Raw genomic sequence first — 25754 nt, forward strand, 5'->3', positions numbered from 1 at the left:
TAAGGGGGACTGTTTATTTATGGATGTTACAGATTACAGAATCATAGAGATTTTACAGGATGATGGGAGAATTTCTATGAAGGACTTAGGAAAAATAGTTGGTTTAACTTCTCCTGCAGTTTCAGAAAGAGTCAAAAGATTAGAAGAGTCTGGTGTTATAGAAGGTTATAAAGCTATTGTTAACCCAGATTCATTAGGTAGAGTTATAAAAGCATTTATTCATATTTCTCTTCCAAGTAATGGATATACAGAATTCATTGAGTCAGCTGCAAAGGACCCTAGAATTGTAGAGTGTCACCATATAACAGGTGATGATTGCTTACTTTTAAAAGTAATTGTAAAAGATATGTACGAACTAGAAAATGTGATTGATACTATAAAGAAAATAGGTTCTACTAAGACCTCTGTTATATTATCAACACCAATACAAGCAAAATCAATATTGTAATATAAATTAAATACTAATGGTTTATTAATTAATAGACCATTAAGTATACTTAATAAGATTTCAATTTTTGATATAAAAAAAGTTGTCTTTCATAATTTTACAACAAAGACAACTTCTTTTATGTTTTTGAATTCTATATATTTCAAACTTCAATTAATCATTTAAAACTCAATTATATCGACTAAATTTATACATGTGTATAATTACTCTTATACAAGTAATTTGTTAAAATATATTCCATGTATGTCTTTAATACACTAACTTCTCCACTTTTATCTAGTAATTTTACTGTAGATACTATATCTGCATATCCAAGCATTATTATACCTATGGTATCATCATTCACTAAATTAAATACATTAATTAATTCTTTTCTACTCAAATCATTTTTCTTGTACAAAGATAAAAGTATCATGTGATATCTTACATATTTACTTATAAGTCTATATGTTTCTGTTGATAACTCTAACTTTATACCCATATTGTCAACTATTTGAGCACCTATTTTTTCATGATTTGTAAAATGAACTCTTCCTGTTTCATCTAAAGTCATACTGTCAGGCTTACCTACATCATGTAAAAATATTCCTAACTTTAATACATGTAACTTATTTATTCCATCCTCAATATATGTGTTTAAATAATTTAACACATGTTCTCTTAAATGTATTGGAAAAAAATCCTTGTCATTTAATACTATTTCTAATTCTCTTAATGCATTTATAGAGTGTTCAAAACAATTTACTACATGATATTTACATTCACCTACAGACTTCATACAGCTTATTTTAGGGATTATTTTTTCTAATTCATGCTTTTCATCTAATTCTATAAATGTTTTATGTGTATCTTCCCTCTTTAAACTCTCTATTATAACTTTTCCTATTTCCATAAAATCACCTCAGATTCAGGTTTTATAAATCTAGAACTTGTTTATAAACCACATCTTTTTTTAACTTTCTATCTTTACAAACTATTTTTATTGCATCTTTTTTGTTCATACCACTTTCAATTAGTTTTAAAACATATTCTCTATCTGTAAGCCCATCATAATCCTCTTTCTTTGACTTTTCACCATGAAAACCTTCTACGATTAATACAAACTCTCCTCTTACTTCTTTTTCCTCAAATATTTTTATAACAGATTCTATATCTTCCCTTATTATCTCTTGATATTTTTTTGTAAGTTCTCGATTTATAGAAATCTTCCTATTCCCAAGAATTTTAAGCATATCTTTTAGTGTATCCTTCAATCTATGTGGTGATTCATAGAAAATTATAGTTCTACTTTCTTCCTTTAGTTCCTCTAATTGTACTTTCCTAACTTTTTTATCTCTATCTAAAAAGCCCTCAAAAACAAATTTATGTGTATCCATACCAGAACCAACTAAAGCTGTTACAAAAGCTGTTGCACCTGGTAATACTTCTATCTCTATATTGTTTTGTATAGCTTGTTTTATTATACCTTCTCCTGGGTCAGATATACCAGGCATACCTGCATCACTTATCAAAGCTATATTTTCACCATCAATTAGTTTATTTATTAAATAATCTCCCTTTGAGCCTTTATTATGTTCATGATAACTAGTCAATGGCTTTGAAATTTCAAAATGATTTAAAAGTTTTATACTATGTCTTGTATCTTCTGCTGCAATCAAGTCTACTTCTTTTAATACTCTTAAAGTTCTATATGTTATATCTTCTAGGTTTCCTATTGGTGTTGGACATATGTACAATTTCCCACTCATCTACAACTCTCCTATATCTTCATTATTATATATTGCTTTTAATTCTTTTGTATAATTCCCATCTTCTCCATAAACATACAATGGGTCTAATATCTTAAGCTCTGGTCTTCCATCTTTTACAAATTGAACTAAGACTAAATTGGGTGCTTTTTGAGGTTTTGGATGCACAAATTGAATAACTTTTGGCTCTAATTTATATTTTCTCCCTAAAGTTATTATATCAACCAGTCTTGTTGGTCTATGTATCATGAAAAATTTCCCTCTAGACATAACCAATCTAGATGCAGCTCTAATTACATCCTCCAAATTACATTTTACTTCATGTCTCGATATTGCTTTTTTATCATTTGGATTTTTTATTCCATCAATATGCATATATGGAGGATTTGATGTAACTACATGGTAACCATTTACGTCCAAAACTTTGTCTATGGATTTTATATCATCATTTATAATCTTAACTCTTTCTTCTAATCCATTTAATTTTACAGAACGAGTTGCCATTTCATATACATCTTCTTGTATTTCTACACCAATAATTTTTTTAGCTTCACTTTTCCCAGCCATCAAAATAGGTATAATGCCAGTTCCAGTACCCAAATCTACTACTTTAGCATCTTTTTTTATTTTAGTAAAATTGGCTAACAAAACTGCATCTATACCAAAACAAAACCCGTTAGTATCCTGTATAATTTTAAGATTTTTTAATTGTAAATCATCTATTCTTTCTGAATCTTTTAATTGCATATTATAAATTCTCCTCAAATATTAATAACTTCAATCATTAATTGCTTTAAAAAAGGTAGGAAAAGCCCTACCTTAAATTTAATCTTCTAATTTCTTTAACTCTCTTAGTGTGGCCTCATCTAGTCCATCATTGTCCTTACATTTACCGCCACAGCCATCACATTTTTTAGGCTCTCTAAGTATTTTTATATCTTCTCTTGTGTATATCTTTACGGTCTTGTCTTGGAATTCCACTTTAATTTGTTCTAATAAAGGATTTACTTCTACAACTTTTCCTTTTCCATCATCTGATTGCACTAATGCACCTACAACAGGCATTTTTTCTATTGCCTCACTATACACATCATGCTCATATTTTAAGCAACAGAATAATCTTCCACATATTCCAGATATTTTTGTTGGATTTAAAGATAAACTTTGGTCTTTTGCCATTTTTATTGAAACTGGCTGAAAATCACCTAGCCAAGATGAACAACAAAGTTTTCTACCACAAGGTCCTAGACCACCTATAGACTTAGCTTCATCCCTAACACCAATTTGTCTAAGTTCTATTCTAGTCTTAAATATAGCAGCCAAATCTTTGACCAATTCTCTAAAATCTATTCTTCCTTCTGCTGTAAAGTAAAAAATCAACTTATTCCTATCAAACGTATACTCACAATCTATTAAAAACATTGTTAGCTCATGTTCTTTTATTTTTTGTTGGCATAACTCAAAAGTTTCTTTTGCCCTTTCCTTATTTTCTAGATATATTTTTTTATCTTCTTCTGTAGCTATTCTTATAATTGGCTTTAAAGGAGAAATTAATTCAATTTCATCCATTTCTTTTGGTCCAACAACTACCTTCCCATACTCCAAACCTCTTGCAGTTTCTACAACTACATCCATATCTTGCTCTATATTAAAATCAACAGGGTCAAAATAATATATTTTCCCAGCACTTTTAAACCTTATACCTACTATATTTATCATTTAATCACCTCGTATATATTTAAAGACATAACTTGTATGCTTATATTGAAATTGCAATTACTGTTTATTTTACTCTTTGCATCTTCTATTATATCAATAATCTTGGACAATTGAGAATAACTAATTTTTCCACTCATATTTTGAATAAAAACTAGCTTATCTATATTTATTAACATATTCTTGTTTACATTTTCTTTTAATAGGATAATATCTCTAAAATAGTTTATCATTATATCCAATAAACTTATAATTTGACTTCTGTATTTTTCCATATTATTTGGTATATTTAGAATCTCTACTATGTTTTTATCTAACATTATCTGAATATACTGTTGTATATCCTCTCTCATCACTGAAAACTCAGCAGACTGAGATAAATTTAACGCATTCTCAATACTTCCCCTCGAAAAAGTAGCCAACAATTGAGCCCTTTCTTCTTCTATACCTGTATTTATCAAATAACGTTTTAAGTCCTCCATTGGTATAGGTGAGAACTTTATTATATCACATCTAGATTTTATAGTTTCTAATAAAGATTCCTTGTTGTTTGTGACTAAGATTATTATAGCATAGTTTGGAGGTTCCTCCAGCGTCTTTAAAAGCGCATTTTGGGCTTCTACAGTCATTTTCTCAGCATTATTAATTATATATATTTTATATTCCTTATGAGGTCTTATTACTATATCTGATTGTAAATTTCTAATTTGGGCTATTTTTATGCTATTTCCATCCGGCTTTATGAGTACATAGTCTGGACTGTTTTCGAGATTTTCATAATCAAGCAATAGTCTTGATAACTCATCAGCAAATTTCTTCTTTCCTATTCCATCTATTCCCTCAAACATATACGCATTATTAAGTTTATTTTTCTTTATAGAATTTGTTAAATATCTCTTTGCAAAATCTTGCCCTATAATATTTTCAAAATACATATTTATCTCTCCATAGATTTTATTGAATCAAGAACTATTTTATAAATTTCATTATGTATACTTTCAATACTTCTTAATTTGTTATCTGAAACACAATTTATTTTTTTCCAATTATATTTATCTGCTATATATAAAGCATTATTGTAAGATTTTTCTAAATACTCTATGTCACTTTCATGAATATCTTTTTCGTCTTTCCCTGTAATCTTATTTTTTCTATTCTCCATAAGCTTTTCACTAAACTCAATAGGTACATCTAAAAATATAACACAATCAGGCTGTGGTATCTTAAATAAATTAAATTCATAATCAGTCAACCAATTTAAATACTCTTCTCTATCACAAATATCCATTTTAGAAGCCTGATGTACCATATTAGATGTTGTATATCTGTCTGCGATAATTATTCCACCTTCATTGTAAAACTCTTCCCAATCGGTTTTAAACGATGCATACCTATCAGCCGTGAAAAAAGTTGACGCTATATATGGGTCTACATCTGATGCATTTTTACCAAAGTCTCCTTTCAAATACATTTTCACCAATGTAGATGCTGGAGACTCATAATTTGGATATTCTACCTTCTTAATCATATAGCCTTCTTTTTTTAATCTTTCATATAATATTTTTGTCTGAGTCGCCTTTCCACTTGCATCTGAACCACTCTCTATAATTATTAGCTTACCTTTCATTTTCATTTCCTCCATACAAACACTTTTTTCTTTTTTAATACTTTTATTAGATAACGCTATATAAGCAGTCTATTTATTTATCTTTGCAATTTCAAACTATCTACTTTAGTATCATAATTTTTTATTAGTATCATAATTTTTAAATGTATTCCAAATCTATTACTTGTATAAAATTTAAATCTACATCTTTCAATCCACTTATAGCCATCCCTTTAGAGTGACAAAACGTTAGATAGTCTATTATTTCTTTACTTATTATTTCACCAGGGGATATTATACTTATTCCAGGTGGGTATGGTACTATACATTCACCACAAATTTTACCTATACTGTCATATATTTTAACACTTTTTTTAGCTTTATAAAATGCTTCTCTAGGTGTTAATATTTTCTTTGGAATAACAACAGGGTATTTTTTATTTTCTAACTTCGTAAATTTAAAATTTTCTTTTACAATATTGTTTAATGCTGTTTCTAAACTAGTGAAATCCTTAGTAGTATTTCCTATTGTACATATTAAAAGAACCCCATAATAATTAGATAATTCTACTTGTATGTTATATTTGTTTCTTAAAATATTTTCTAGTTTATAACCTGTTAAACCCATCTTTTTAGATGATATAAATAGTTTTGTTTTATCATTCGTATCGTATATATTAATATTTGCATTAATGTTATTTTTAAAAGTTCTAATATTATTTAAAAGTTCTTCCATTAATTCTTTTCCTTTGTTCTCATATATATCTACTGCTAATTCAAGAGAAGATAATAATAAGTATGAAGGGCTTGATGATTCTGTAATTCTTAACAGTTTTAAGATTTTATCTATATCAACCCGGTCTCCTTGTATATGTATCATTGACGATTGTGTAAACGATGGAAGAGTTTTATGTGTACTCTGTACAACTATATCTGCACCTTGCTCAAGAGCTGTTTTAGGAAGTCTTTCACTAAGACCTAAATGTGCACCATGAGCTTCGTCTACTATTACCACCATCTTTTTACTATGTGCATAATTACATATATATTCTAAATCATATGTCATTCCATAATATGTAGGATAAGTAAGCAGTACTGCTTTTGCATCCAAATTTTTATCTATTATATCAATTACATTACTTATAGAGATACCTTTTAAGACATTCGTATCTTCACTTATCTCACAAGGCACATACTCTATATCTATATCTCCCAAAATACATCCATTTATAACAGACTGATGACAATCTCTATTTACTATTATTTTACTCTTTGGACTGCATACTGACATTATTGCAGATTGTATTCCACAACTACTTCCATTTACTAGATAGTATGTATAATCACTTTTAAATACTTTTGATGTTTTTTCTTGTGAATTTTTTATAATTCCTTCTGGAGAGTGTAAATTATCTGTTCCTAATATCTCTGTTGTATCCATTTTATACAAATTTTCTAGTATATCTTTATATCCTAATTTTTTATAAATTTGTCCTTTTTTGTGACCAGGCATATGAAAAGATATTACTTCTTCACTTACAATCTTACTTAATTCATTAATTATAAACATATATTAATAATACTCCTTTTTTACATAATACTTCTTTTTAAAAACTTCAATTCTTATCTATTTTACCATTAAAAAAGAAACAAATTAATATTTTTATAAAATTAAATACCTCATTCTAAATATTTAGAATGAGGTATCTAACACAAGAATATAAATTATTCTCTATCATCAGACATTAAGCTTGGTATTAAGTATAATCCAGCTAAACCTACAATGAAGTATATTATTCTACTTATCATTTCATATGTTCCACCAAAAATACTACCAATTAAGTCTATACCTAGAATACCAATTGCACCCCAGTTAAGTGCACCTATTATAGCTAAAATTAAAGCAACTTTTTTCATTTATATCACTCCTCAAGAATTAAATTTTTATAATAGTCCATAATTCCTGTGTTTAGTTTTCCCGAAATGAAAAAAGAAATACATCTTTTTTGTTTTTTTTGACAAAAAATAAAAAAAATTACGTGGCTACGTCCTACTCTCCCAGGCAGTTTCCCACCAAGTACCATCAGCGCTAGAGAGCTTAACTTCTGTGTTCGGAATGGGAACAGGTGTATCCTCTCTGCTATTGTAACCACATAATCTCTATGCTTAATATTTCTATTAAGTTTTAGTAAGTTTTTAGAATCTAGTAACACTAGTTTCTTTAGAGTTAACACTCTAAAAACTACATATATATTTTACTGAATAAACATCAAATAAATATTGGTCAAGTCCTCGACCTATTAGTATCGATAAGCTAAATACATTGCTGCACTTACACCTTCGACCTATCAACCAGATAGTCTTTCTGGGGTCTTACCCTTGCGGTGGGAAATCTTATCTTGAAGTTGGCTTCGCGCTTAGATGCTTTCAGCGCTTATCCATTCCGTACATAGCTACCCAGCCATGCCCTTGGCAGGACAACTGGTACACCAGAGGTACGTCCATCCCGGTCCTCTCGTACTAAGGACAGGTCTTCTCAAATTTCCTACGCCTGCGACGGATAGGGACCGAACTGTCTCACGACGTTCTGAACCCAGCTCGCGTACCACTTTAATGGGCGAACAGCCCAACCCTTGGGACCTACTACAGCCCCAGGATGTGATGAGCCGACATCGAGGTGCCAAACCTCCCCGTCGATGTGGACTCTTGGGGGAGATAAGCCTGTTATCCCCAGGGTAGCTTTTATCCGTTGAGCGATGGCCCTTCCACGCAGAACCACCGGATCACTAAGTCCGATTTTCATCCTTGCTCGACCTGTATGTCTTGCAATCAAGCTCTCTTTTGCCTTTACACTCTACGTACGATTTCCGACCGTACTGAGAGAACCTTTGAGCGCCTCCGTTACCTTTTGGGAGGCGACCGCCCCAGTCAAACTGCCCACCTGACAGTGTCCCAAGACCAGATTCATGGCCTATGGTTAGAGTCCCAGTACTACAAGGGTGGTATCCCAAGGATGGCTCCGCCAAAACTGGCGTCCTGGTTTCAAAGCCTCCCACCTATCCTGTACATGTAGTACCAAGACCCAATGTCAAGCTACAGTAAAGCTCCATGGGGTCTTTCCGTCCTGTCGCAGGTATCCGGCATCTTCACCGGAATTACAATTTCACCGAGTCTGTTGTTGAGACAGTGCCCAAATCGTTACGCCTTTCGTGCGGGTCGGAACTTACCCGACAAGGAATTTCGCTACCTTAGGACCGTTATAGTTACGGCCGCCGTTTACTGGGGCTTAAGTTCACTGCTTCGATTGCTCTAACAGATCCCCTTAACCTTCCAGCACCGGGCAGGCGTCAGCTCCTATACATCGTCTTGCGACTTAGCAGAAACCTATGTTTTTGGTAAACAGTCGCTTGGGCCTATTCTCTGCGGCCACCGGATGGTGGCACCCCTTATCCCTAAGTTACGGGGTCATTTTGCCGAGTTCCTTAACAACAGTTCTCTCGCTGGCCTTAGGATACTCTCCTCACCCACCTGTGTCGGTTTGCGGTACGGGTACCTTTAACCTCGATAGAGACTTTTCTTGACAGTGTGAAATCAGCTACTTCGCTACTAAATTTCGCTCCCCATCACATCCCAGCATTATCAAAGCGGATTTACCTACTCTGACTGCCTCAATGCTTGGGCACACATAACCAACAGTGTGCTTAGCTTATCCTACTGTGTCATCCCATCTCTCAAACGGTTATCGGTAGTACAGGAATATCAACCTGTTGTCCATCACCTACGCCTTTCGGCCTCAGCTTAGGTCCCGACTAACCCAGGGCGGACGAACCTTCCCCTGGAAACCTTGGGTTTACGGCCTGTGGGATTCTCACCCACATCTCGCTACTCATGCCAACATTCTCACTCCCATACTGTCCACATGTCCTTACGGTCATGCTTCAACCCGTATGGGAAGCTCCCCTACCCATCATAATGATGCCGTAGCTTCGGTAGTAAGTTTTAGCCCCGGAAATCTTCGGCGCAGGATCACTCGACCAGTGAGCTATTACGCACTCTTTGAATGAGTGGCTGCTTCTAAGCCAACATCCTGGTTGTCTGTGCAATCCCACATCCTTTACCACTTAACTTACATTTAGGGACCTTAGCTGACGATCTGGGCTGTTGCCCTTTCGACTATGAATCTTATCACCCACAGTCTGACTCCCAAGTATAAGATGACGGCATTCGGAGTTTGATAGTCTTCGGTAGGTGCAATACCCCCTAGGACATTCAGTGCTCTACCTCCGTATCTCTCACCTTGAGGCTAGCCCTAAAGCTATTTCGGGGAGAACCAGCTATCTCCGGGCTCGATTGGAATTTCACCGCTACCCACAAGTCATCCCCGAGCTTTTCAACGCTCGTGGGTTCGGACCTCCACGAAATTTTACTTTCGCTTCATCCTGCTCATGGGTAGGTCGCCCGGTTTCGGGTCTACGTCAAGTAACTGAACGCTCAGTTAAAACTCGCTTTCGCTACGGCTCCACACCTTAAGTGCTTAACCTTGCTACTTAACGTAACTCGTTGGCCCGTTCTACAAAAAGTACGCGGTCACACAAGAAATGTGCTTCCACAGCTTGTAAGTGCAGGGTTTCAGGTTCTATTTCACTCCCCTCCCGGGGTTCTTTTCACCTTTCCCTCACGGTACTATACGCTATCGGTCACTAGGTAGTATTTAGCCTTGGAGGGTGGTCCCTCCTGCTTCCCACAGGGTTTCACGTGTCCCGTGGTACTCTGGATCATATCTGAAGTCTTCTCGTTTAACATACAGGACTATTACCTTCTGTGGTGGGTCTTTCCAAACCTCTTCAATTACGATACCTCTTCGTTATGATATGTCCGCAACCCCAATAAAGAAAACTTTATTGGTTTGGGCTAATCCGCGTTCGCTCGCCGCTACTTACGGAATCGAATTTCTTTCTCTTCCTTCAGGTACTTAGATGTTTCAGTTCCCTGAGTTCCCCTCATTAAGCTATGTATTCACTCAATGATACTTAGACATTACTCTAAGTGAGTTTCCTCATTCGGAAATCTTCGGATCAAAGTTTACGTGCAACTCCCCGAAGCTTATCGCAGCTTATCACGTCCTTCATCGGCTCCTAGTGCCAAGGCATCCGCCCTGCACCCTTAATAACTTGACCAGTTAAAAAGGTTTCATAGATTAAAGTCTATCAACTTGATAATTTTAAAAAGTTATCAGCTTTATATATTACAAATTAGATGTCATATCACTAAATATATATGCAGTTTTCAAAGTGCTAACGCACAGCGCCAACGGATAAATCCCGTTGCTTAAAGTGCTAACAATGAGTATTCGTAAAAACGAACCCTCAAAATTAAACAGTAGGTAATTCTCCTTAGAAAGGAGGTGATCCAGCCGCACCTTCCGATACGGCTACCTTGTTACGACTTCACCCCAGTTATTGATTCCACCTTCGACGACTTCTTCCAAAAGGTTAGATAATCGGCTTCGGGCGTCTCCAACTCCCGTGGTGTGACGGGCGGTGTGTACAAGACCCGGGAACGCATTCACCGCAGCATTCTGATCTGCGATTACTAGTAACTCCAGCTTCATGTAGGCGAGTTTCAGCCTACAATCCGAACTGAGAGTAGCTTTAAGGGATTAGCTCCACCTTACGGCTTGGCAACCCTCTGTACTACCCATTGTAGCACGTGTGTAGCCCTAAGCATAAGGGGCATGATGATTTGACGTCATCCCCACCTTCCTCCAGGTTATCCCTGGCAGTCTCTCTAGAGTGCCCAACTTAATGATGGCAACTAAAGACAAGGGTTGCGCTCGTTGCGGGACTTAACCCAACATCTCACGACACGAGCTGACGACAACCATGCACCACCTGTCACCAATGTCCCCGAAGGGAACTCTCCGATTAAGGAGATGTCATTGGGATGTCAAGCTTAGGTAAGGTTCTTCGCGTTGCTTCGAATTAAACCACATGCTCCGCTACTTGTGCGGGTCCCCGTCAATTCCTTTGAGTTTCACTCTTGCGAGCGTACTTCCCAGGCGGAGTACTTAATGCGTTAGCTGCGGCACCGAAGGGGGTAACCCCCGACACCTAGTACTCATCGTTTACAGCGTGGACTACCAGGGTATCTAATCCTGTTTGCTCCCCACGCTTTCGTGCCTCAGCGTCAGTTACAGTCCAGAGAGCCGCCTTCGCAACTGGTGTTCCTCCTAATATCTACGCATTTCACCGCTACACTAGGAATTCCACTCTCCTCTCCTGCACTCAAGTCTCCCAGTTTCAAGAGCTTACTACGGTTGAGCCGTAGCCTTTCACTCCTGACTTGAAAGACCGCCTACGCACCCTTTACGCCCAGTAAATCCGGATAACGCTAGCCCCCTACGTATTACCGCGGCTGCTGGCACGTAGTTAGCCGGGGCTTCCTCCTCAAGTACCGTCATTATCTTCCTTGAGGACAGAGTTTTACGACCCGAAGGCCTTCATCACTCACGCGGCGTTGCTGCATCAGGCTTTCGCCCATTGTGCAATATTCCCCACTGCTGCCTCCCGTAGGAGTTTGGACCGTGTCTCAGTTCCAATGTGGCCGATCACCCTCTCAGGTCGGCTACTGATCGTCGCCTTGGTAAGCCGTTACCTTACCAACTAGCTAATCAGACGCGGGTCCATCCTGTACTGGCTCACCTTTGATATTCAAGAGATGCCTCTCAAATATGTTATCCCGTATTAGCATACCTTTCGGTATGTTATCCGTGTGTACAGGGTAGGTTACCCACGCGTTACTCACCCGTCCGCCGCTCTTTACCTAAGTAAATCGCTCAACTTGCATGTGTTAGGCACGCCGCCAGCGTTCATCCTGAGCCAGGATCAAACTCTCAAATAAAAGTTTATCAGGCTCAGATACTATTGTTATCAAAATATCTGGCTTTATGGTTTGTTTCTTGTTTTATAAATTAACCTACTGTTTAATTTTCAAAGTTCATTTTTTATGTTTGCCCTTTTCTTAGGGACAAGTAATACTATATCATCTTAAAAACATTTAGTCAATACTTTTTTTATTTTTTATTTTAAAAAAGGTTATAACTTTTTGTTTTTTTAATAAACTTAATTAAAACTAATAGATATAACCCTTGATATTACAAACAATACATGCATATACACTTTTACCTATTTTGCAATTTTATTTTCATAAGAATATGAATTAGCTCTAACTCTATCTGCCCAAACGTTTATACTCTTAACTTTATTAACATTAGTTGTACTTTCAAAAATATCCATTGCATCTTTACAAAAATATATCATAACATCAAGAACCAAAAATCCAATACAAAATAAACATAAAAAATTAATTACTTGAAACATTAGACATTCCCCCAATAATTTTTTATATATAGTATTCTCATAAATTATTCCTTTTACCTTCTCAAAAATTACTCTAAATATTTTCATAATAAATTACTTTCAATCATATTTTCTAAATATAAAGTCTCAATCAACAAAAACTAATATCAATTTCTAATGTTTGTTGGGAATTTATAAATTAAATATATAAAAGGCTCTTTAAAGCATATAAAAAGCATTCTACATTGACATTTTAAATAAAATAAAGCTATTTATTGCTAATTTAATATCTAAACTTTATTTAAAATTTAGTAGAATGCTAATGTTTCTTAGTTCTCTTCTTCTTTATTTGGATTGTTATCAATAGGTTTCATAGTAGGGAATAATAATACATCTCTTATAGACGGAGAGTTAGTTAATAACATAATTACTCTATCTATACCTATTCCTAGTCCTCCTGTAGGAGGTAGACCTACCTCTAATGCTTTTAGGAAATCTTCATCCATTTCAAAAGCTTCATCATCACCTAATTCTCTTTTTCTCAATTGGTCTATAAATCTTCCTTTTTGGTCAATTGGGTCATTAAGTTCAGAGAATGCATTAGCTAATTCCCACCTATTAGCAAATGCCTCAAATCTATCAGTTCTTCTTGGGTCTTCAGCATTTCTCTTAGATAATGGAGAGACTTCAACTGGATGATGAGTTATAAATGTTGGTTGGATTAATTTATCCTCTCCAAATTCTTCAAAGAAAGCATTTATTACTTCTCCTCTTCTCATTCCAGGTTTTATCTCTATACCTTTTTCTCTAGCAACCTCTAATGCTTCTTCATCTGTATTTATAGTAGAAAAATCTACCCCAGAATATTCTTTAACACAATCTTCCATACTCATTCTCTTCCAAGGAGGTGTAAAGTTTATTTCTGTTCCTTGATAGTTAATTATCATACTTCCTGTAGCAACTTCAGCCATATGTGCAATAACATTTTCTGTTATTTCCATCATATCAGTATAATCTGCATATGCTTGATATAGTTCTATTGCAGTATATTCAGGATTATGTTTTAAATCCATACCTTCATTTCTAAACATTCTTCCCATTTCATAAACTTTATCAAATCCACCAACAATAAGTCTCTTTAAATATAATTCATTTGCTATTCTTAAATACATTGGTATATGTAAAGTATTATGATTAGTTATAAATGGTCTAGCATTTGCTCCACCTGCTATAGTATTTAATATTGGAGTCTCAACTTCTAAAAATCCTCTATCATCTAAGTATGCTCTTAATGCTTTTAATGCTTTTGTTCTAATTAAGAAAGCATTTTTTACTTCTGGATTTACTATCAAGTCAACATATCTTTGTCTATATCTTAGTTCTTGATCTTTTAATCCATGATATTTTTCCGGTAGAATCTGTAAAGATTTACATAGCAATACCACAGATTTAGCCTTTACAGATATTTCACCCTTTTTAGTTTTAAATATTTCTCCTTCAATTCCAACTATATCTCCAATATCATATGTTGAAAATACACTATATTCTTCCTCTCCTATAGCATCTAGTCTTACATAAGATTGAATTCTTCCCTCTTGGTCTTGAATATCTATAAAACCAGCTTTCCCTTGTATTCTCTTGCTCATTATACGTCCTGCTATTTTTGTAGTTTTACCTTCAAGAGAATCAAAGTTATCTTTTATCTCCATAGAATAATGAGTTCTATCATATCTACTTTCTTTAAAAGGATCTCTACCTGATTCTTGTAATTTTTTTAGTTTATCTCTTCTTACTTGAAGTACTTCACTAAGGTCTTCTTGAATTTGTGCTTCTTCATTGCTTTGTTGATTATTTTTCATTTTTTTCCTCCAGATTATCTTCTTATTTCTAATATTTCAAACTTAGCAACTCCATCAGGAACTTGCACTTCCACAACCTCTTTTACAGCTCTTCCTAAAAGTGCTTTCCCTACAGGAGATTCGTTTGATATTTTACCATCATATGGGTCTGCTTCTGTCGAACCAACTATAGTATATTCAACATCTTCATCAAATTCTAAATCCTTAACTTTAACTATTGAACCTATTGTAACAACATTAAGGTCTATTTTGCTTTCATCTATGATAACAGCTTTTCTAACCATATTTTCTAATTTTAGAATTCTTTCTTCAACTTGTGCCTGTTCCTTTTTAGCCTCATCATACTCAGCATTTTCAGATAAATCCCCAAAAGATATCGCGACCTTTATTCTCTCTGCAACTTCTTTTCTCTTTACAACTTTTAAATTTTCTAATTCTTCTTCTAATTTATCATATCCCTCTTGTGTCAATAAAAACTCTTTATTCTCTTCCATTGTAAATACAACTCCTTCACAAATTTCTTAGGAATTTTCCTAATTATATTTTAAAAATTTTATAATCTTTTTTTAATTTATGCGCTATATTATAAGTCACTATTATTTTTATGTCAAGGAGTCTTCCATATAGTACTCCAATTTCGACACAACTTCTTGATAATCTTCTATTTTATTAATCTCGTCTCTTAATCTTGCAGAGTTTCTAAGACCTTTTAAATACCAAGCGATGTGTTTTCTCATTTCCCTTACAGCTACATACTCTCCATGTTCTTCTACTGCAAGTTTTAAATGTTTAATGGCAGTACTTATTTTTTCGTTAAGAGTGGGCTCTGGCAAAATCTCGCCTGTATTCATATAATGGTTTATTCTTTTAAATATCCAAGGGTTCCCTTGAGCACCCCTACCTATCATTATAGCATCACAACCAGTTTTGTCTAACATATTTATTGAATCTTCTATTGTAAATACATCACCATTTCCTATAACAGGTATGTTTAAATTTTTCTTAATCTCTGCAATTATATCCCAATCTGCTTTACCTGTATAAAATTGCTCTCTAGTTCTTCCATGTATTGCTAAAGCACTTATTCCACAAGCTTCTGCTATCTTTGCTATCTCAACAGCATTTACACTATTGTCATCCCATCCTTTTCTTATTTTTAAAGTTACTGGCTTTTTTGAATTCTTTACTACTGCCTTTAATACCTTCTCTGCAAGCTTAGGATTTTTCATAAGTGCTGAACCATCTCCATTTTTAACTACTTTTGGAGCTGGGCATCCCATATTTATATCGAGAATCTCATTTGAATAATCATTCATTATCTCTGCTGCTCTTCCCATAAAATCTGGCTCTGAACCGAATATCTGAACCGCTACAGGATGTTCTTCCTCTTCTATCTTAAGCATTTTTTTAGTATTTTCATCATCATAGCAAAGTGCCTTACCATTTATCATTTCTGTATATAAAAGTCCACAGCCTTGTTCTTTACAAATTAATCTAAATGGAAGGTCTGTTACCCCTGCCATAGGTGATAGAAAAACTTTATCTTTCAATTCTAAATTTCCTATTTTCATTGTTTTTCTCCTATTTTTCCTTTATTTTGTAATTTAACTTTAAATTCATATTTCCTCATTATAATATACCACACAAATCTAAAAATCTATCATAAAAAGGGAATTGGATATATAACCCAATTCCCTGTATACTAATTATTCTTGGTTTTTTTCATATATTATTCTCAATCCTTCTAGTGTTAAAAAACCATCTACATAATCTATACTTTTTGTCTCTGAAGCAATCAGCTTAGCTAACCCACCTGTAGCTATAACCTTAACATCATCACAATTCAATTCCTTCTTCATCATACTTATTATTTTATCAACTAAGCCAACATATCCATAAATTATTCCAGATTGCATAGCTGATACAGTACTCTTACAAATAGTCATACCCGGCTTAGCTAATTCTACTCTAGGTAATTTAGACGCACTTTGAAATAACGCCTCGCTAGATATTTTTATTCCTGGTGCTATTGTTCCACCTAAATATTCACCTTTTTCAGAGACAGCACAAAAGGTAGTTGCTGTTCCAAAATCAACAAGTATACTTGGTGCTCCATACTTTTCTATTCCTGCTACAGCATTAACTATTCTGTCTGCTCCAACTTGTTTTGGATTATCATATTTTATATTTAGACCTGTTTTTATGCCTGGACCTACTATTAATGGCTGTTTGTTACAGTACTTTATACAAAAGTTTTCAAGAGAATGCATAACATTTGGAACTACAGATGATATTATAACATCATCAATATCATTTATATTTACATTATCATAATCAAATAAGTTACTTATTAGAATTCCATATTCATCAGATGTTTTTTCTCTATCTGTTTTAATTCTCCAATAATTAACTAATTTGTCACCTTTATATATACCTAAAACCATATTAGTATTTCCAACATCAAATACTAGAAGCATATGTCACTAACCTTCTTTCTATTTTTTGCTTTTCTTAAGTACAGTGGCAACAGCAGCTACTACTAAAGCTCCTACTATTGCTTCTGGCACTCCATTTGCTGCAGCAAGAGCCATTATTGCTTTTCCTGCTGAACCACTTTGACCCATTGCATGAAGATACTTGTCAGCATATAAGACATATATCATTCCTAAAACTCCAGCTGTATTTAACAGAGAACCTATGGCTCCTGTAATTAAGCCTGATACGTATACCTTATTTGTAGACTTAATTACTAGCTGATATACATAATAAGCCAATACACCTATCATAACTCTTGGTAATATTGAAACTAATGGATTTATAAAAACAAAAGATGTTACTGTTGGGTTTATTATAGCATTTAAGAGACTTGATATCCCAAATATAAATCCTATTGCTCCCCCAACTATTGGTCCCTCCATAATAGCTCCAATAATAACTGGTATATGCATTATAGTTGCTTTTGTAGGTCCAACTGGAATAAATCCCAATGGAGTCATAGATAGCATAATAGAAATAGCTGATAGTACTCCTATTATAGTCATCTTTCTTACATTTACTTTTCTTACTGATGCACTTGTGTTCATCATAAAAAATACACCTCCGTTCCAGCTCATTACGATGCCGGACTACTTAATTTTTTGTCTTTTTTCTTGTAATTATGAGTCAAGCTACCATTGTAGGATGCCCGCTCTAACAAGAATAATTTTATCAAGATGAGTTGCTATTGTCAACAATTTGACAAGAAAAATATGCTAATTTCATCATATTTCTCATTTTTTTACTATATCTTTATATGCTATTATATTTTCTACACTATCCGCTTTTTTTACTGCATTTATTATACTTTTTTCCACAACCTCTACAGCCAATGAACCTACTAATGTTATATCTGCTTCTATTTCTTCTGTTGATATTGTGAATATTGTATCTCCATCATGAGGTGTATGGATAGGAAAAATAGCTTTAGCATATCCATCATGTCCCATTTGAGATATCTTTTTACATCCAGCTTTGGTTAACTTAGCATTTGTTGCAATTATCCCAATTGTAGTATTATCTATACTAAACCCACCCTTACTTTCGCCTTGTTTCATTAATTTATATGTATCAATTGTTTCTGTCTTTTTATCATTTAAAGCACCAGCTATAACCTTACCATTTTCATAAACATCTCCAAGAGCATTTACAGCAATTAATGCAGATACAATTAGACCATTATCTAATTTTATGGAATAACTACCTATGCCACCTTTCATAGCATATTCCTGACCTCTTATCTTTCCAACAGTGGCTCCGCATCCAGCTCCATAATTTCCTTGATTTAAAATATCTTTACTTGCAACTTCACAAGCTCTATAACCCATTTGTAAATCTGGTCTACACTTAAAATCTCCTGCACCTAAATCAAATAAAACTGCTCCAACAACTATAGGTACTTTTCCAACACCTACATCAAATCCAATTCCTTTTTCCTCTAAGTATCTACTTACACCACAAGTAGATTCAAGACCATATGCAGAACCTCCAGCTAAAACTACTGCATGAACTTTTTGAACCATATTTATAGGGTCTAATAAATCGGTTTCTCTAGTTCCTGGAGCAGAACCTCTTACATCAACACCACAAGTAGCTCCTTCTTCACATATTACTACTGTACATCCAGTAAGACCATCTCTATCCTCCACTTGCCCAACCTTTAGACCTTCTACATCCAAAATATTATTATACATATCCTTTTTCTCCTCTTATAGAAACTTCACCTGAAATGATTTCTTTTACATTTCCATCACTACTTTGAACTAGCAGATTTCCATCCTCATTTATGTCCAAACATTTCACTAATTCCTTATCAGTGCCTTTTAATACATATATATTTTTATCTATAATTGCAGAATAATCTCTACACATTTTTAAAGTTTTTTCTCTAGAATTATTTACAATATAATCTAAATATAATTTTTCAAATTCAGTCAATACATTTCTAACAATATCTACTCTAGATAATTTATATCCTTCTTTATATAGTGATGTAGCTTTTTCGGCTATTTCTGGTTCAAAATCCATTGTCTTAACATTTATTCCAATTCCAAGAACAACATAATTCGTTCTTTCAATCTCAGCAGATAACTCCGTTAATATACCACATATTTTTTTACCATTTAAAATAACATCGTTTGGCCATTTTATTAGGGTATTTGCTCCTAATTTATTTAAAGCCTTTGTTACACTTGCTCCTGCTATTAAAGTTATAAATGGTGCTTTAAATGGCTCCATATCTGGTTTCAAAATAATACTCATCCAGACTCCTTCATGAGGTTTGGATTCCCATGTTCTTCCCAATCGACCTTTTCCCATTTCCTGATGTTCACTTAAAATCACAGTTCCATCTATATTATTTGTAGCTATTCTTTTTGCATATTCATTAGTTGAGTCTATAGTTTCAAGATGTATGATATTCTTTCCAATAAACTCCGTATCTAATTTATAATAAATATTTTGAGGACTTAATAAATCAGTCGGGTTTTCTGATAATCTATAACCTTTCTTATTTACAGACTCTATATTATATCCTTCTTCTTTTAGAGCCTTCATATGTTTCCATATAGCTGCACGTGATACCCCTAATTGTTTTGATAATTCCTCTCCTGAAATAAATTCAGATTTATTATTTAATATAATTTCTATTATCTTATCTCGCATATTTCACCTCTAATATGACATGATTTCATGACTTATTTTCTTCTAATAAATAATTATACATTATTAATCTACTTTTAATACTATTAATTTTAAATTTCCTTTTTAATTATTATCATAGTTAGGTTTATATTTTATATTGATGATTTTATATTTTACTTAAATATTTTTAAAATAATAAAAAACTGAAAGTATCAATCAAATTAACATATGCAAATATACTTTGCTTATCAATTTAATATTATACTTTCAGTTTTAGTATTTAATCCATATCAGATAATATTCTTAAAATGGTCAATATTTTAAAACTATTTATCTTCATCAGATTTATCTTCTAAATTTTTATTTATATCAATAACATTGTTTCTTTCTTCATCTTTTTCTAACTTTATAGTCAATTGCTCTTCAATTTCTTTAGAAGAATTTTCCTCTGTAATTGCATTTTCAATATCATTTAGTGGTAATTCTTTATTGAATGCTTTTACAAATTGCTCTGCATCTAGAGTTTCATATATAAGTAAAGCTTGTGCCACATACTCTAATCTATCCATATTTTCTTGTAATATACTTCTTGTCTTATCATATGCACCATCAACTATACGTTTTGTTTCTTGGTCTATCTCAAAAGCAACTTCTTCAGAATAATTTCTCTTACTTGAAAAGCTGTTCCCTAAGAATACTTCATCATCACTATCAAATGACATTGGACCAAGCTTAGAGCTCATTCCATATTTTGTTACCATACTTCTTGCAGTAGCCGTAACTCTTTCCAAGTCATTTGAAGCACCTGTAGACACATCTTTAAGTACTAACTCTTCTGCTACTCTACCTCCAAGTAAAACTACAATATTTTCTTTCATTTCATTTTTTGTAGCATAGAACTTATCTTCAACAGGAAGTTGCATTGTAAATCCTCCAGCTCTTCCTCTTGGTACTATTGTAACTTGGTGAACTGGGCTTACTTCCTCAAGTACATGGGCACAAACTGCATGCCCTCCTTCATGATATGCTGTAAGTTTTCTTTCTTTTTCACTTATTACTTTTGATTTTTTAGCCACACCTGCTATAACCTTTGTTATAGCTTCTTCTATAGTAGCCATCTTAATTTTCTTTTCTCTTTTTCTAGCTGTTAGTATAGCTGCTTCATTCATTAAGTTCTCTATATCAGCAGGAGTAAATCCTGGTGTTCTTCTAGCTAAAACATCCATTTTTACATCATCACTTAATGGCTTATTTCTTGAGTGAACTTTAAATATAGCCTCTCTGCCTTTTACATCTGGCGTACCAACAACAACTTGTCTGTCAAATCTTCCTGGTCTAAGTAAAGCTGGGTCAAGTATATCTGGTCTATTTGTAGCTGCCATGATTATTATACCTTGGTTTACTCCAAATCCATCCATTTCAACTAGAAGTTGATTAAGAGTTTGCTCTCTTTCATCATGACCTCCACCAAGACCTGCACCTCTTTTTCTACCAACTGCATCAATCTCGTCTATAAAGATTATAGCAGGAGCACTTTTCTTAGCCTGTTCAAATAAGTCTCTTACTCTCGAAGCACCAACCCCAACAAACATTTCAACGAAATCAGAACCACTTATACTAAAAAATGGAACTCCTGCTTCTCCTGCAACTGCTCTTGATAGATATGTTTTACCAGTTCCAGGAGGTCCTACCATAAGCATCCCTTTTGGTATTCTTGCACCCAATTCAATATATTTCTTAGGGTTCTTTAAGAAATCTACTACCTCTTGTAAATCTTCTTTTTCCTCATCTAGCCCAGCTACATCTTTAAATGTAACTCTAGTTTTTTCATCATCTTTATGAACCTTAGCTTTTGATTTACCAAAGCTCATAACCTTTCCGCCTCCACCTTGAGACTGATTCATAAACACGAACCAAAGAATTACCATGAAGAATATTAACAGTAATGTAGGCAACATTTCGACAAACCAAGGTGTAGATGGCTTAGCTTCACCACCAAAAGTTAGTTTTCCAGCCTTAGCTTGGTCTAACACCTCATCTGCAAGTTTATTTCCCATCACTTCTGTTGGAACATATGACTTAAACTTTGTATTTGTATCTTTTATAGTACCTTCTACAGAAGTTTGATTTACAAAGTATAATCTTGATATATTCTCATCTGTTAATTCTCTATATACTTCAGAGAACTTTAAATCTTTTATTTTTTCTGTAGGCTTACCTGAGAATTGAACTATACCTACTATAATTATAAAAACAAGTAGATAAAAACCTGCCCCTTTTAGCAACTTATTCAATATAGAAGCCCTCCTTTCATACATTGCTTTGCTCTATAATTTGTTAAAATTAATTTTTAATACTTCTTTTGTTCCTTCATCAATTTTATAATTTTCACTGATTTTATAATCTCCAACACATATTATTCCTTCACTGTCTGTGATTATAGGAATTTTACATCTTTCTTCTCTTGGGATTTTTAAATCTATGAATAAATCTTTCACTTTTTTACTTCCCATAGCAAGCTTTATCTTATCCCCTTGCCTTCTGCTCCTTATTACTATACCCCCTTTTACCTTATTAAAATCAAACCCTTTAGATGAATTGTCTAATTTCATACTTTTATACCTATCTATACTCATTACTTGGGTCTCAATAATTTGTTTTAATTCTTTTATTTTAATAAACCCATTACTAGGTACATTGTAATAAAATTCAATTTCCTCATTAACAATTTCCTCATTGGTTAATATTATACTGTCTTTTTTTCTATAAACAAATATATTTCTTGGAAGAGTTAACATTTTATTTACTTTTGAATTATCTTCTAAAGACATTATATCCTCTATATGTCTTTGGTCAACAAAATTAGTATCTCCTAGTATATGTTTTATAGAATTTCTAAGAACCCTAACTTTGATAGCCTCATGTAAACAAACAAAATCGTCTAAATTTATCTCTACAAAGCCTTTTTCTTTTACATTTGAAACTTCTCTAAATTTAGCCTCTGCCTCTTTCTCAATATAATCGTTATCACTTTTTAAACTATTGCTCATCCTCACTATAGATTCTATTACATTTGAATTAAAATTATCCTTCATATATGGTAAAAGGTCTAACCTTATCTTATTTCTAGTGTATATATTTTCTAAATTTGTTTTATCTATTCTCGGATTTAAATTATAAGCTTCACAATACTCCTCTATTTCACTTCTTTCTACGTCTAATATAGGTCTAATTATGCAGTTATCTCTAATATAATCAATTCCCTTTAGACCTTTTAAACCTGTTCCTCTCATGATACGCATCATAACAGTTTCGGCTTGGTCATTGAGATTATGACCTATTGCTATTTTATTGGCTTTAATCTTATCCTTAATTTCATAAAACATTTCATATCTTAGCTTCCTTGCTCCTTCTTCTAATGATAATCCCTCATTTTCACAATATTTTGGTACATTAATAGACTTTACAAAGAATATAATTCCCATATCCTCACAAAGTTTAGATACATATAATGCATCTTTTTGAGCTTCTATCCCTCTTATTTGGTGATTTAAATGTGCTGCATATATTTCTATATTAAAATCTTTTTTTAATCTATTTAGTACATGCAATAAACAAACTGAATCAGGTCCTCCAGAAAGACCTAAAACTATTTTATCGCCTTTTTGTATTAAATTATGTTTATTTATAGTACTTAGTACCTTATCAAATATCATATTTATCCCTCTTACACTTAGTTTTATTCACTTTTAAGTATACTTTCTATAAAAAAACGCTAAACCCTTGTATCAATTTTAAGAAATTAAAGTTTAATATAAATATAATAATACCAAATAAATTAAATAAAAGGTAGTTTTTTCACTACCTTTATAAAATTTCTGGAAAATAGCTATAGTTATTATTTAATACCTATGTATATATCTATTTTATTCCTACCTAAAAATAAATCTTGTATCTTTATATTATAATCTATTTTCAATTTTATGTGTTCCCCTTCTTGTATATTTATATCTAATTCTCTTGTATCAATATCAATTAATAAAGTACCTTGTGGGGTCACATACTTCGTAGTACTACTCTCTCCACATTTAAACAGCATTGTTGAGTTAATAGCACCAAACTTTTTTATACTAACTTCATTTTTAAGTATCTTTATGGTATTAGTTATTTCTATGTTTTCTTCCTTTTCCTTGTAAATAACATATATTCCATCATTTTTATAAAAAATTTTACCAAAGGCAGTTATCTCTATGGTGTCCATATTTCCTTTTTCATCATATTGTCTAGTATTTATACTTATTTTTACACTCAACGATTTTTCCTCCATAGATTTTTCATATAAACTAGTATTTTTGTATTTCTACGTTTTGAATCTTATCAATTTTTTTCTTTAAAAATTCTCTTGCTATATCTGAAAATTTCTCATGTATATCTGATACATAATATTGATAAGTTCCATGAACTTCTGTATTGTTTATAATATTTTGCACCTCTAAAATCGTTTTTAAATCTTTAGCAGTCTCTTTAGCTGGATTAACCAGTTTTATATGTTCTCCAACTTCTTCACCGATTGTTCTCTTCAAAATAGGATAATGAGTACATCCTAATACTAAAGAATCTATATTTTTTTCTTTCAATTCTTGTAAATATATCTTTGCTGTCAATTTAGCTACTTCTGTATTTGCCCATCCTTCTTCAACAATAGGTACGAATAGAGGGCATGCTTTATTAACAATTTCTATACTTTCATCTATTTTAGATATTTCCAAGTTGTATGCTTTTGAACTTATAGTTCCTTCAGTTCCTATTATTCCTACAATTTTGTTTTTTGTAGAACTTACAGCCGTTCTAGCTCCTGCTTCTATAACACCAATTATTGGTATATCATATTTTTCTTTAGCTTCTTTTAAACTTCTTGCAGTAGCAGTGTTACATGCTATAACTATAGCTTTTACATCCTTTGTTTTTAAAAAGTTTATAGCTTGAAAAGTATATTTAATTATAGTCTCTTTAGATCTTGAACCATATGGTATTCTAGCAGTATCTCCAAAATATATTATATTCTCATTTGGCAATATCTTCATTATCTCTTTTAAAACTGTTAATCCGCCTAATCCCGAATCAAAAACTCCTATTGGTTTATTGCTCATCTTTATACAACACCTACTTTACATTTTTGTGTTTAACAACAACTCGTTTATCGCTAAAATTTTTATTTATATTCATAATTAATATATTATTACCTAAATGATTATTATAGTTTATTTTGCACAAAAAATAAAGGAGCTATCTCAAATTAGAAAATAATTTCTATAAAAAGACAACTCCTTTCACTACTTAAAAATTAAAATTTATTTTGCAAATACATGATTTCCTATTCTCATATACGGATTTAGTCTATTTATCCACTTACAAGTGGCTATTTCTGGATTCCAGAAATATACTGCTTTATTAGTTGGGTCAGTTCCATAAAGAGCTTCTTGAGCTGCTTTACATGCTGAGTCTGTTGGTGCCATCTTTATTGAACCATCAAGCACAACTGAGAAAGCATTTTTTTGATATATGACTTCTTCTATTGTGTCTGGAAATCTAGAATCCAATACTCTATTTATTACTACAGCTGCTACAGCAACCTGTCCCTCATAGCTTTCTCCTCTAGCTTCTCCTGCAACCAACTTAGATAATAGCATCAAGTCATCATCAGATAAATTTATGACTTCTTTCTTTGCTATATTTTTTTCTTGTTTATTTACTTTCGTAATCTTCTCTGTTGGTTCATATGCAAATACCTCTTTAATAGGCATAAATATAAAAGTCAAAGCTAATAGTGTAGCCATCAGT

The 25754-nt window shown here is 32.8% G+C and carries 22 protein-coding genes and 3 rRNA genes; 1 reads left to right on the forward strand and 24 read right to left on the reverse strand.

The window, feature by feature from the left end:
- The first annotated feature begins 19 nt into the window (after window positions 1-19).
- Window positions 20-448 (forward strand): Lrp/AsnC family transcriptional regulator, encoded by a 429-nt coding sequence (locus JJC02_17230; GenBank protein ID UDN54580.1) that lies wholly within the window; start codon window positions 20-22, stop codon window positions 446-448.
- Between the two features lie 187 nt (window positions 449-635).
- Here the strand turns inward: JJC02_17230 and JJC02_17235 are convergent, their stop codons facing one another.
- From JJC02_17235 to JJC02_17350, 24 genes are all read right to left on the reverse strand, one after another.
- The gene (locus tag JJC02_17235) at window positions 636-1340 is read right to left on the reverse strand and encodes an HD domain-containing protein (GenBank protein ID UDN54581.1); all 705 of its coding nucleotides are present in this window, start codon (window positions 1338-1340) and stop codon (window positions 636-638) included.
- Window positions 1341-1362: 22 nt separating this feature from the next.
- Window positions 1363-2196, reverse strand: coding sequence for a 16S rRNA (cytidine(1402)-2'-O)-methyltransferase (gene rsmI, locus JJC02_17240; GenBank protein UDN54582.1), 834 nt, complete (start codon window positions 2194-2196; stop codon window positions 1363-1365).
- Window positions 2197-2943, reverse strand: coding sequence for a tRNA1(Val) (adenine(37)-N6)-methyltransferase (locus JJC02_17245; GenBank protein UDN54583.1), 747 nt, complete (start codon window positions 2941-2943; stop codon window positions 2197-2199). It abuts the gene before it with no gap.
- A gap of 78 nt (window positions 2944-3021) precedes the next feature.
- Window positions 3022-3915, reverse strand: a complete 894-nt coding sequence (locus JJC02_17250; protein UDN54584.1) for a stage 0 sporulation family protein — start codon at window positions 3913-3915, stop codon at window positions 3022-3024.
- Window positions 3912-4847 (reverse strand): DNA polymerase III subunit delta', encoded by a 936-nt coding sequence (locus tag JJC02_17255; GenBank protein ID UDN54585.1) that lies wholly within the window; start codon window positions 4845-4847, stop codon window positions 3912-3914. The genes JJC02_17250 and JJC02_17255 overlap by 4 nt, the downstream gene beginning before the upstream one ends.
- Window positions 4848-4849: 2 nt before the next feature.
- Entirely contained in the window at window positions 4850-5539 is a 690-nt protein-coding gene (locus JJC02_17260) for a deoxynucleoside kinase (GenBank protein ID UDN54586.1), read from the reverse strand.
- A gap of 139 nt (window positions 5540-5678) precedes the next feature.
- Window positions 5679-7088: an aminotransferase class I/II-fold pyridoxal phosphate-dependent enzyme gene (locus JJC02_17265; GenBank protein ID UDN54587.1), complete on the reverse strand. Its 1410-nt coding sequence runs from the start codon at window positions 7086-7088 to the stop codon at window positions 5679-5681.
- A gap of 155 nt (window positions 7089-7243) precedes the next feature.
- Complete coding sequence (locus tag JJC02_17270) at window positions 7244-7435, reverse strand: DUF378 domain-containing protein (GenBank protein UDN54588.1); 192 nt, start codon at window positions 7433-7435, stop codon at window positions 7244-7246.
- Between the two features lie 120 nt (window positions 7436-7555).
- A 5S ribosomal RNA gene (rrf, locus tag JJC02_17275) occupies window positions 7556-7672 on the reverse strand.
- 126 nt (window positions 7673-7798) lie between these two features.
- Window positions 7799-10695, reverse strand: a 23S ribosomal RNA gene (locus JJC02_17280).
- 220 nt (window positions 10696-10915) lie between these two features.
- Window positions 10916-12418 (reverse strand): 16S ribosomal RNA (locus JJC02_17285).
- Together the 16S, 23S and 5S rRNA genes form the textbook arrangement of a ribosomal RNA operon.
- Window positions 12419-12702: 284 nt before the next feature.
- Window positions 12703-12897, reverse strand: coding sequence for a hypothetical protein (locus tag JJC02_17290; protein UDN54589.1), 195 nt, complete (start codon window positions 12895-12897; stop codon window positions 12703-12705).
- A gap of 308 nt (window positions 12898-13205) precedes the next feature.
- Window positions 13206-14735, reverse strand: a complete 1530-nt coding sequence (lysS, locus tag JJC02_17295) for a lysine--tRNA ligase (protein UDN54590.1) — start codon at window positions 14733-14735, stop codon at window positions 13206-13208.
- A 14-nt stretch (window positions 14736-14749) separates the two neighbouring features.
- A complete protein-coding gene (gene greA, locus JJC02_17300; GenBank protein UDN54591.1) occupies window positions 14750-15229 on the reverse strand; it encodes a transcription elongation factor GreA in 480 nt (159 codons plus the stop codon).
- Window positions 15230-15337: 108 nt separating this feature from the next.
- Window positions 15338-16306 (reverse strand): tRNA dihydrouridine synthase DusB, encoded by a 969-nt coding sequence (dusB, locus tag JJC02_17305; GenBank protein ID UDN54592.1) that lies wholly within the window; start codon window positions 16304-16306, stop codon window positions 15338-15340.
- A gap of 135 nt (window positions 16307-16441) precedes the next feature.
- Window positions 16442-17212 (reverse strand): type III pantothenate kinase, encoded by a 771-nt coding sequence (locus tag JJC02_17310; protein UDN54593.1) that lies wholly within the window; start codon window positions 17210-17212, stop codon window positions 16442-16444.
- 18 nt (window positions 17213-17230) lie between these two features.
- A complete protein-coding gene (locus JJC02_17315) occupies window positions 17231-17821 on the reverse strand; it encodes an ECF transporter S component (protein UDN54594.1) in 591 nt (196 codons plus the stop codon).
- Between the two features lie 183 nt (window positions 17822-18004).
- Window positions 18005-18964: a P1 family peptidase gene (locus tag JJC02_17320; protein UDN54595.1), complete on the reverse strand. Its 960-nt coding sequence runs from the start codon at window positions 18962-18964 to the stop codon at window positions 18005-18007.
- The gene (locus tag JJC02_17325; protein ID UDN54596.1) at window positions 18957-19934 is read right to left on the reverse strand and encodes a biotin--[acetyl-CoA-carboxylase] ligase; all 978 of its coding nucleotides are present in this window, start codon (window positions 19932-19934) and stop codon (window positions 18957-18959) included. The genes JJC02_17320 and JJC02_17325 overlap by 8 nt, the downstream gene beginning before the upstream one ends.
- Before the next feature lie 305 nt (window positions 19935-20239).
- A complete protein-coding gene (ftsH, locus tag JJC02_17330) occupies window positions 20240-22231 on the reverse strand; it encodes an ATP-dependent zinc metalloprotease FtsH (protein ID UDN54597.1) in 1992 nt (663 codons plus the stop codon).
- Window positions 22232-22240: 9 nt separating this feature from the next.
- Complete coding sequence (gene tilS / locus JJC02_17335) at window positions 22241-23629, reverse strand: tRNA lysidine(34) synthetase TilS (GenBank protein UDN54598.1); 1389 nt, start codon at window positions 23627-23629, stop codon at window positions 22241-22243.
- A 182-nt stretch (window positions 23630-23811) separates the two neighbouring features.
- Window positions 23812-24240: a DUF1934 domain-containing protein gene (locus tag JJC02_17340; protein UDN54599.1), complete on the reverse strand. Its 429-nt coding sequence runs from the start codon at window positions 24238-24240 to the stop codon at window positions 23812-23814.
- Between the two features lie 16 nt (window positions 24241-24256).
- Window positions 24257-25063 (reverse strand): glutamate racemase, encoded by an 807-nt coding sequence (locus tag JJC02_17345; protein UDN54600.1) that lies wholly within the window; start codon window positions 25061-25063, stop codon window positions 24257-24259.
- A gap of 201 nt (window positions 25064-25264) precedes the next feature.
- Window positions 25265-25750: a cell wall hydrolase gene (locus tag JJC02_17350; protein UDN54601.1), complete on the reverse strand. Its 486-nt coding sequence runs from the start codon at window positions 25748-25750 to the stop codon at window positions 25265-25267.
- Window positions 25751-25754 lie beyond the last annotated feature (4 nt).

This window comes from Clostridioides sp. ES-S-0054-01 (genome assembly GCA_021561035.1).
Taxonomy (GTDB): domain Bacteria; phylum Bacillota; class Clostridia; order Peptostreptococcales; family Peptostreptococcaceae; genus Clostridioides.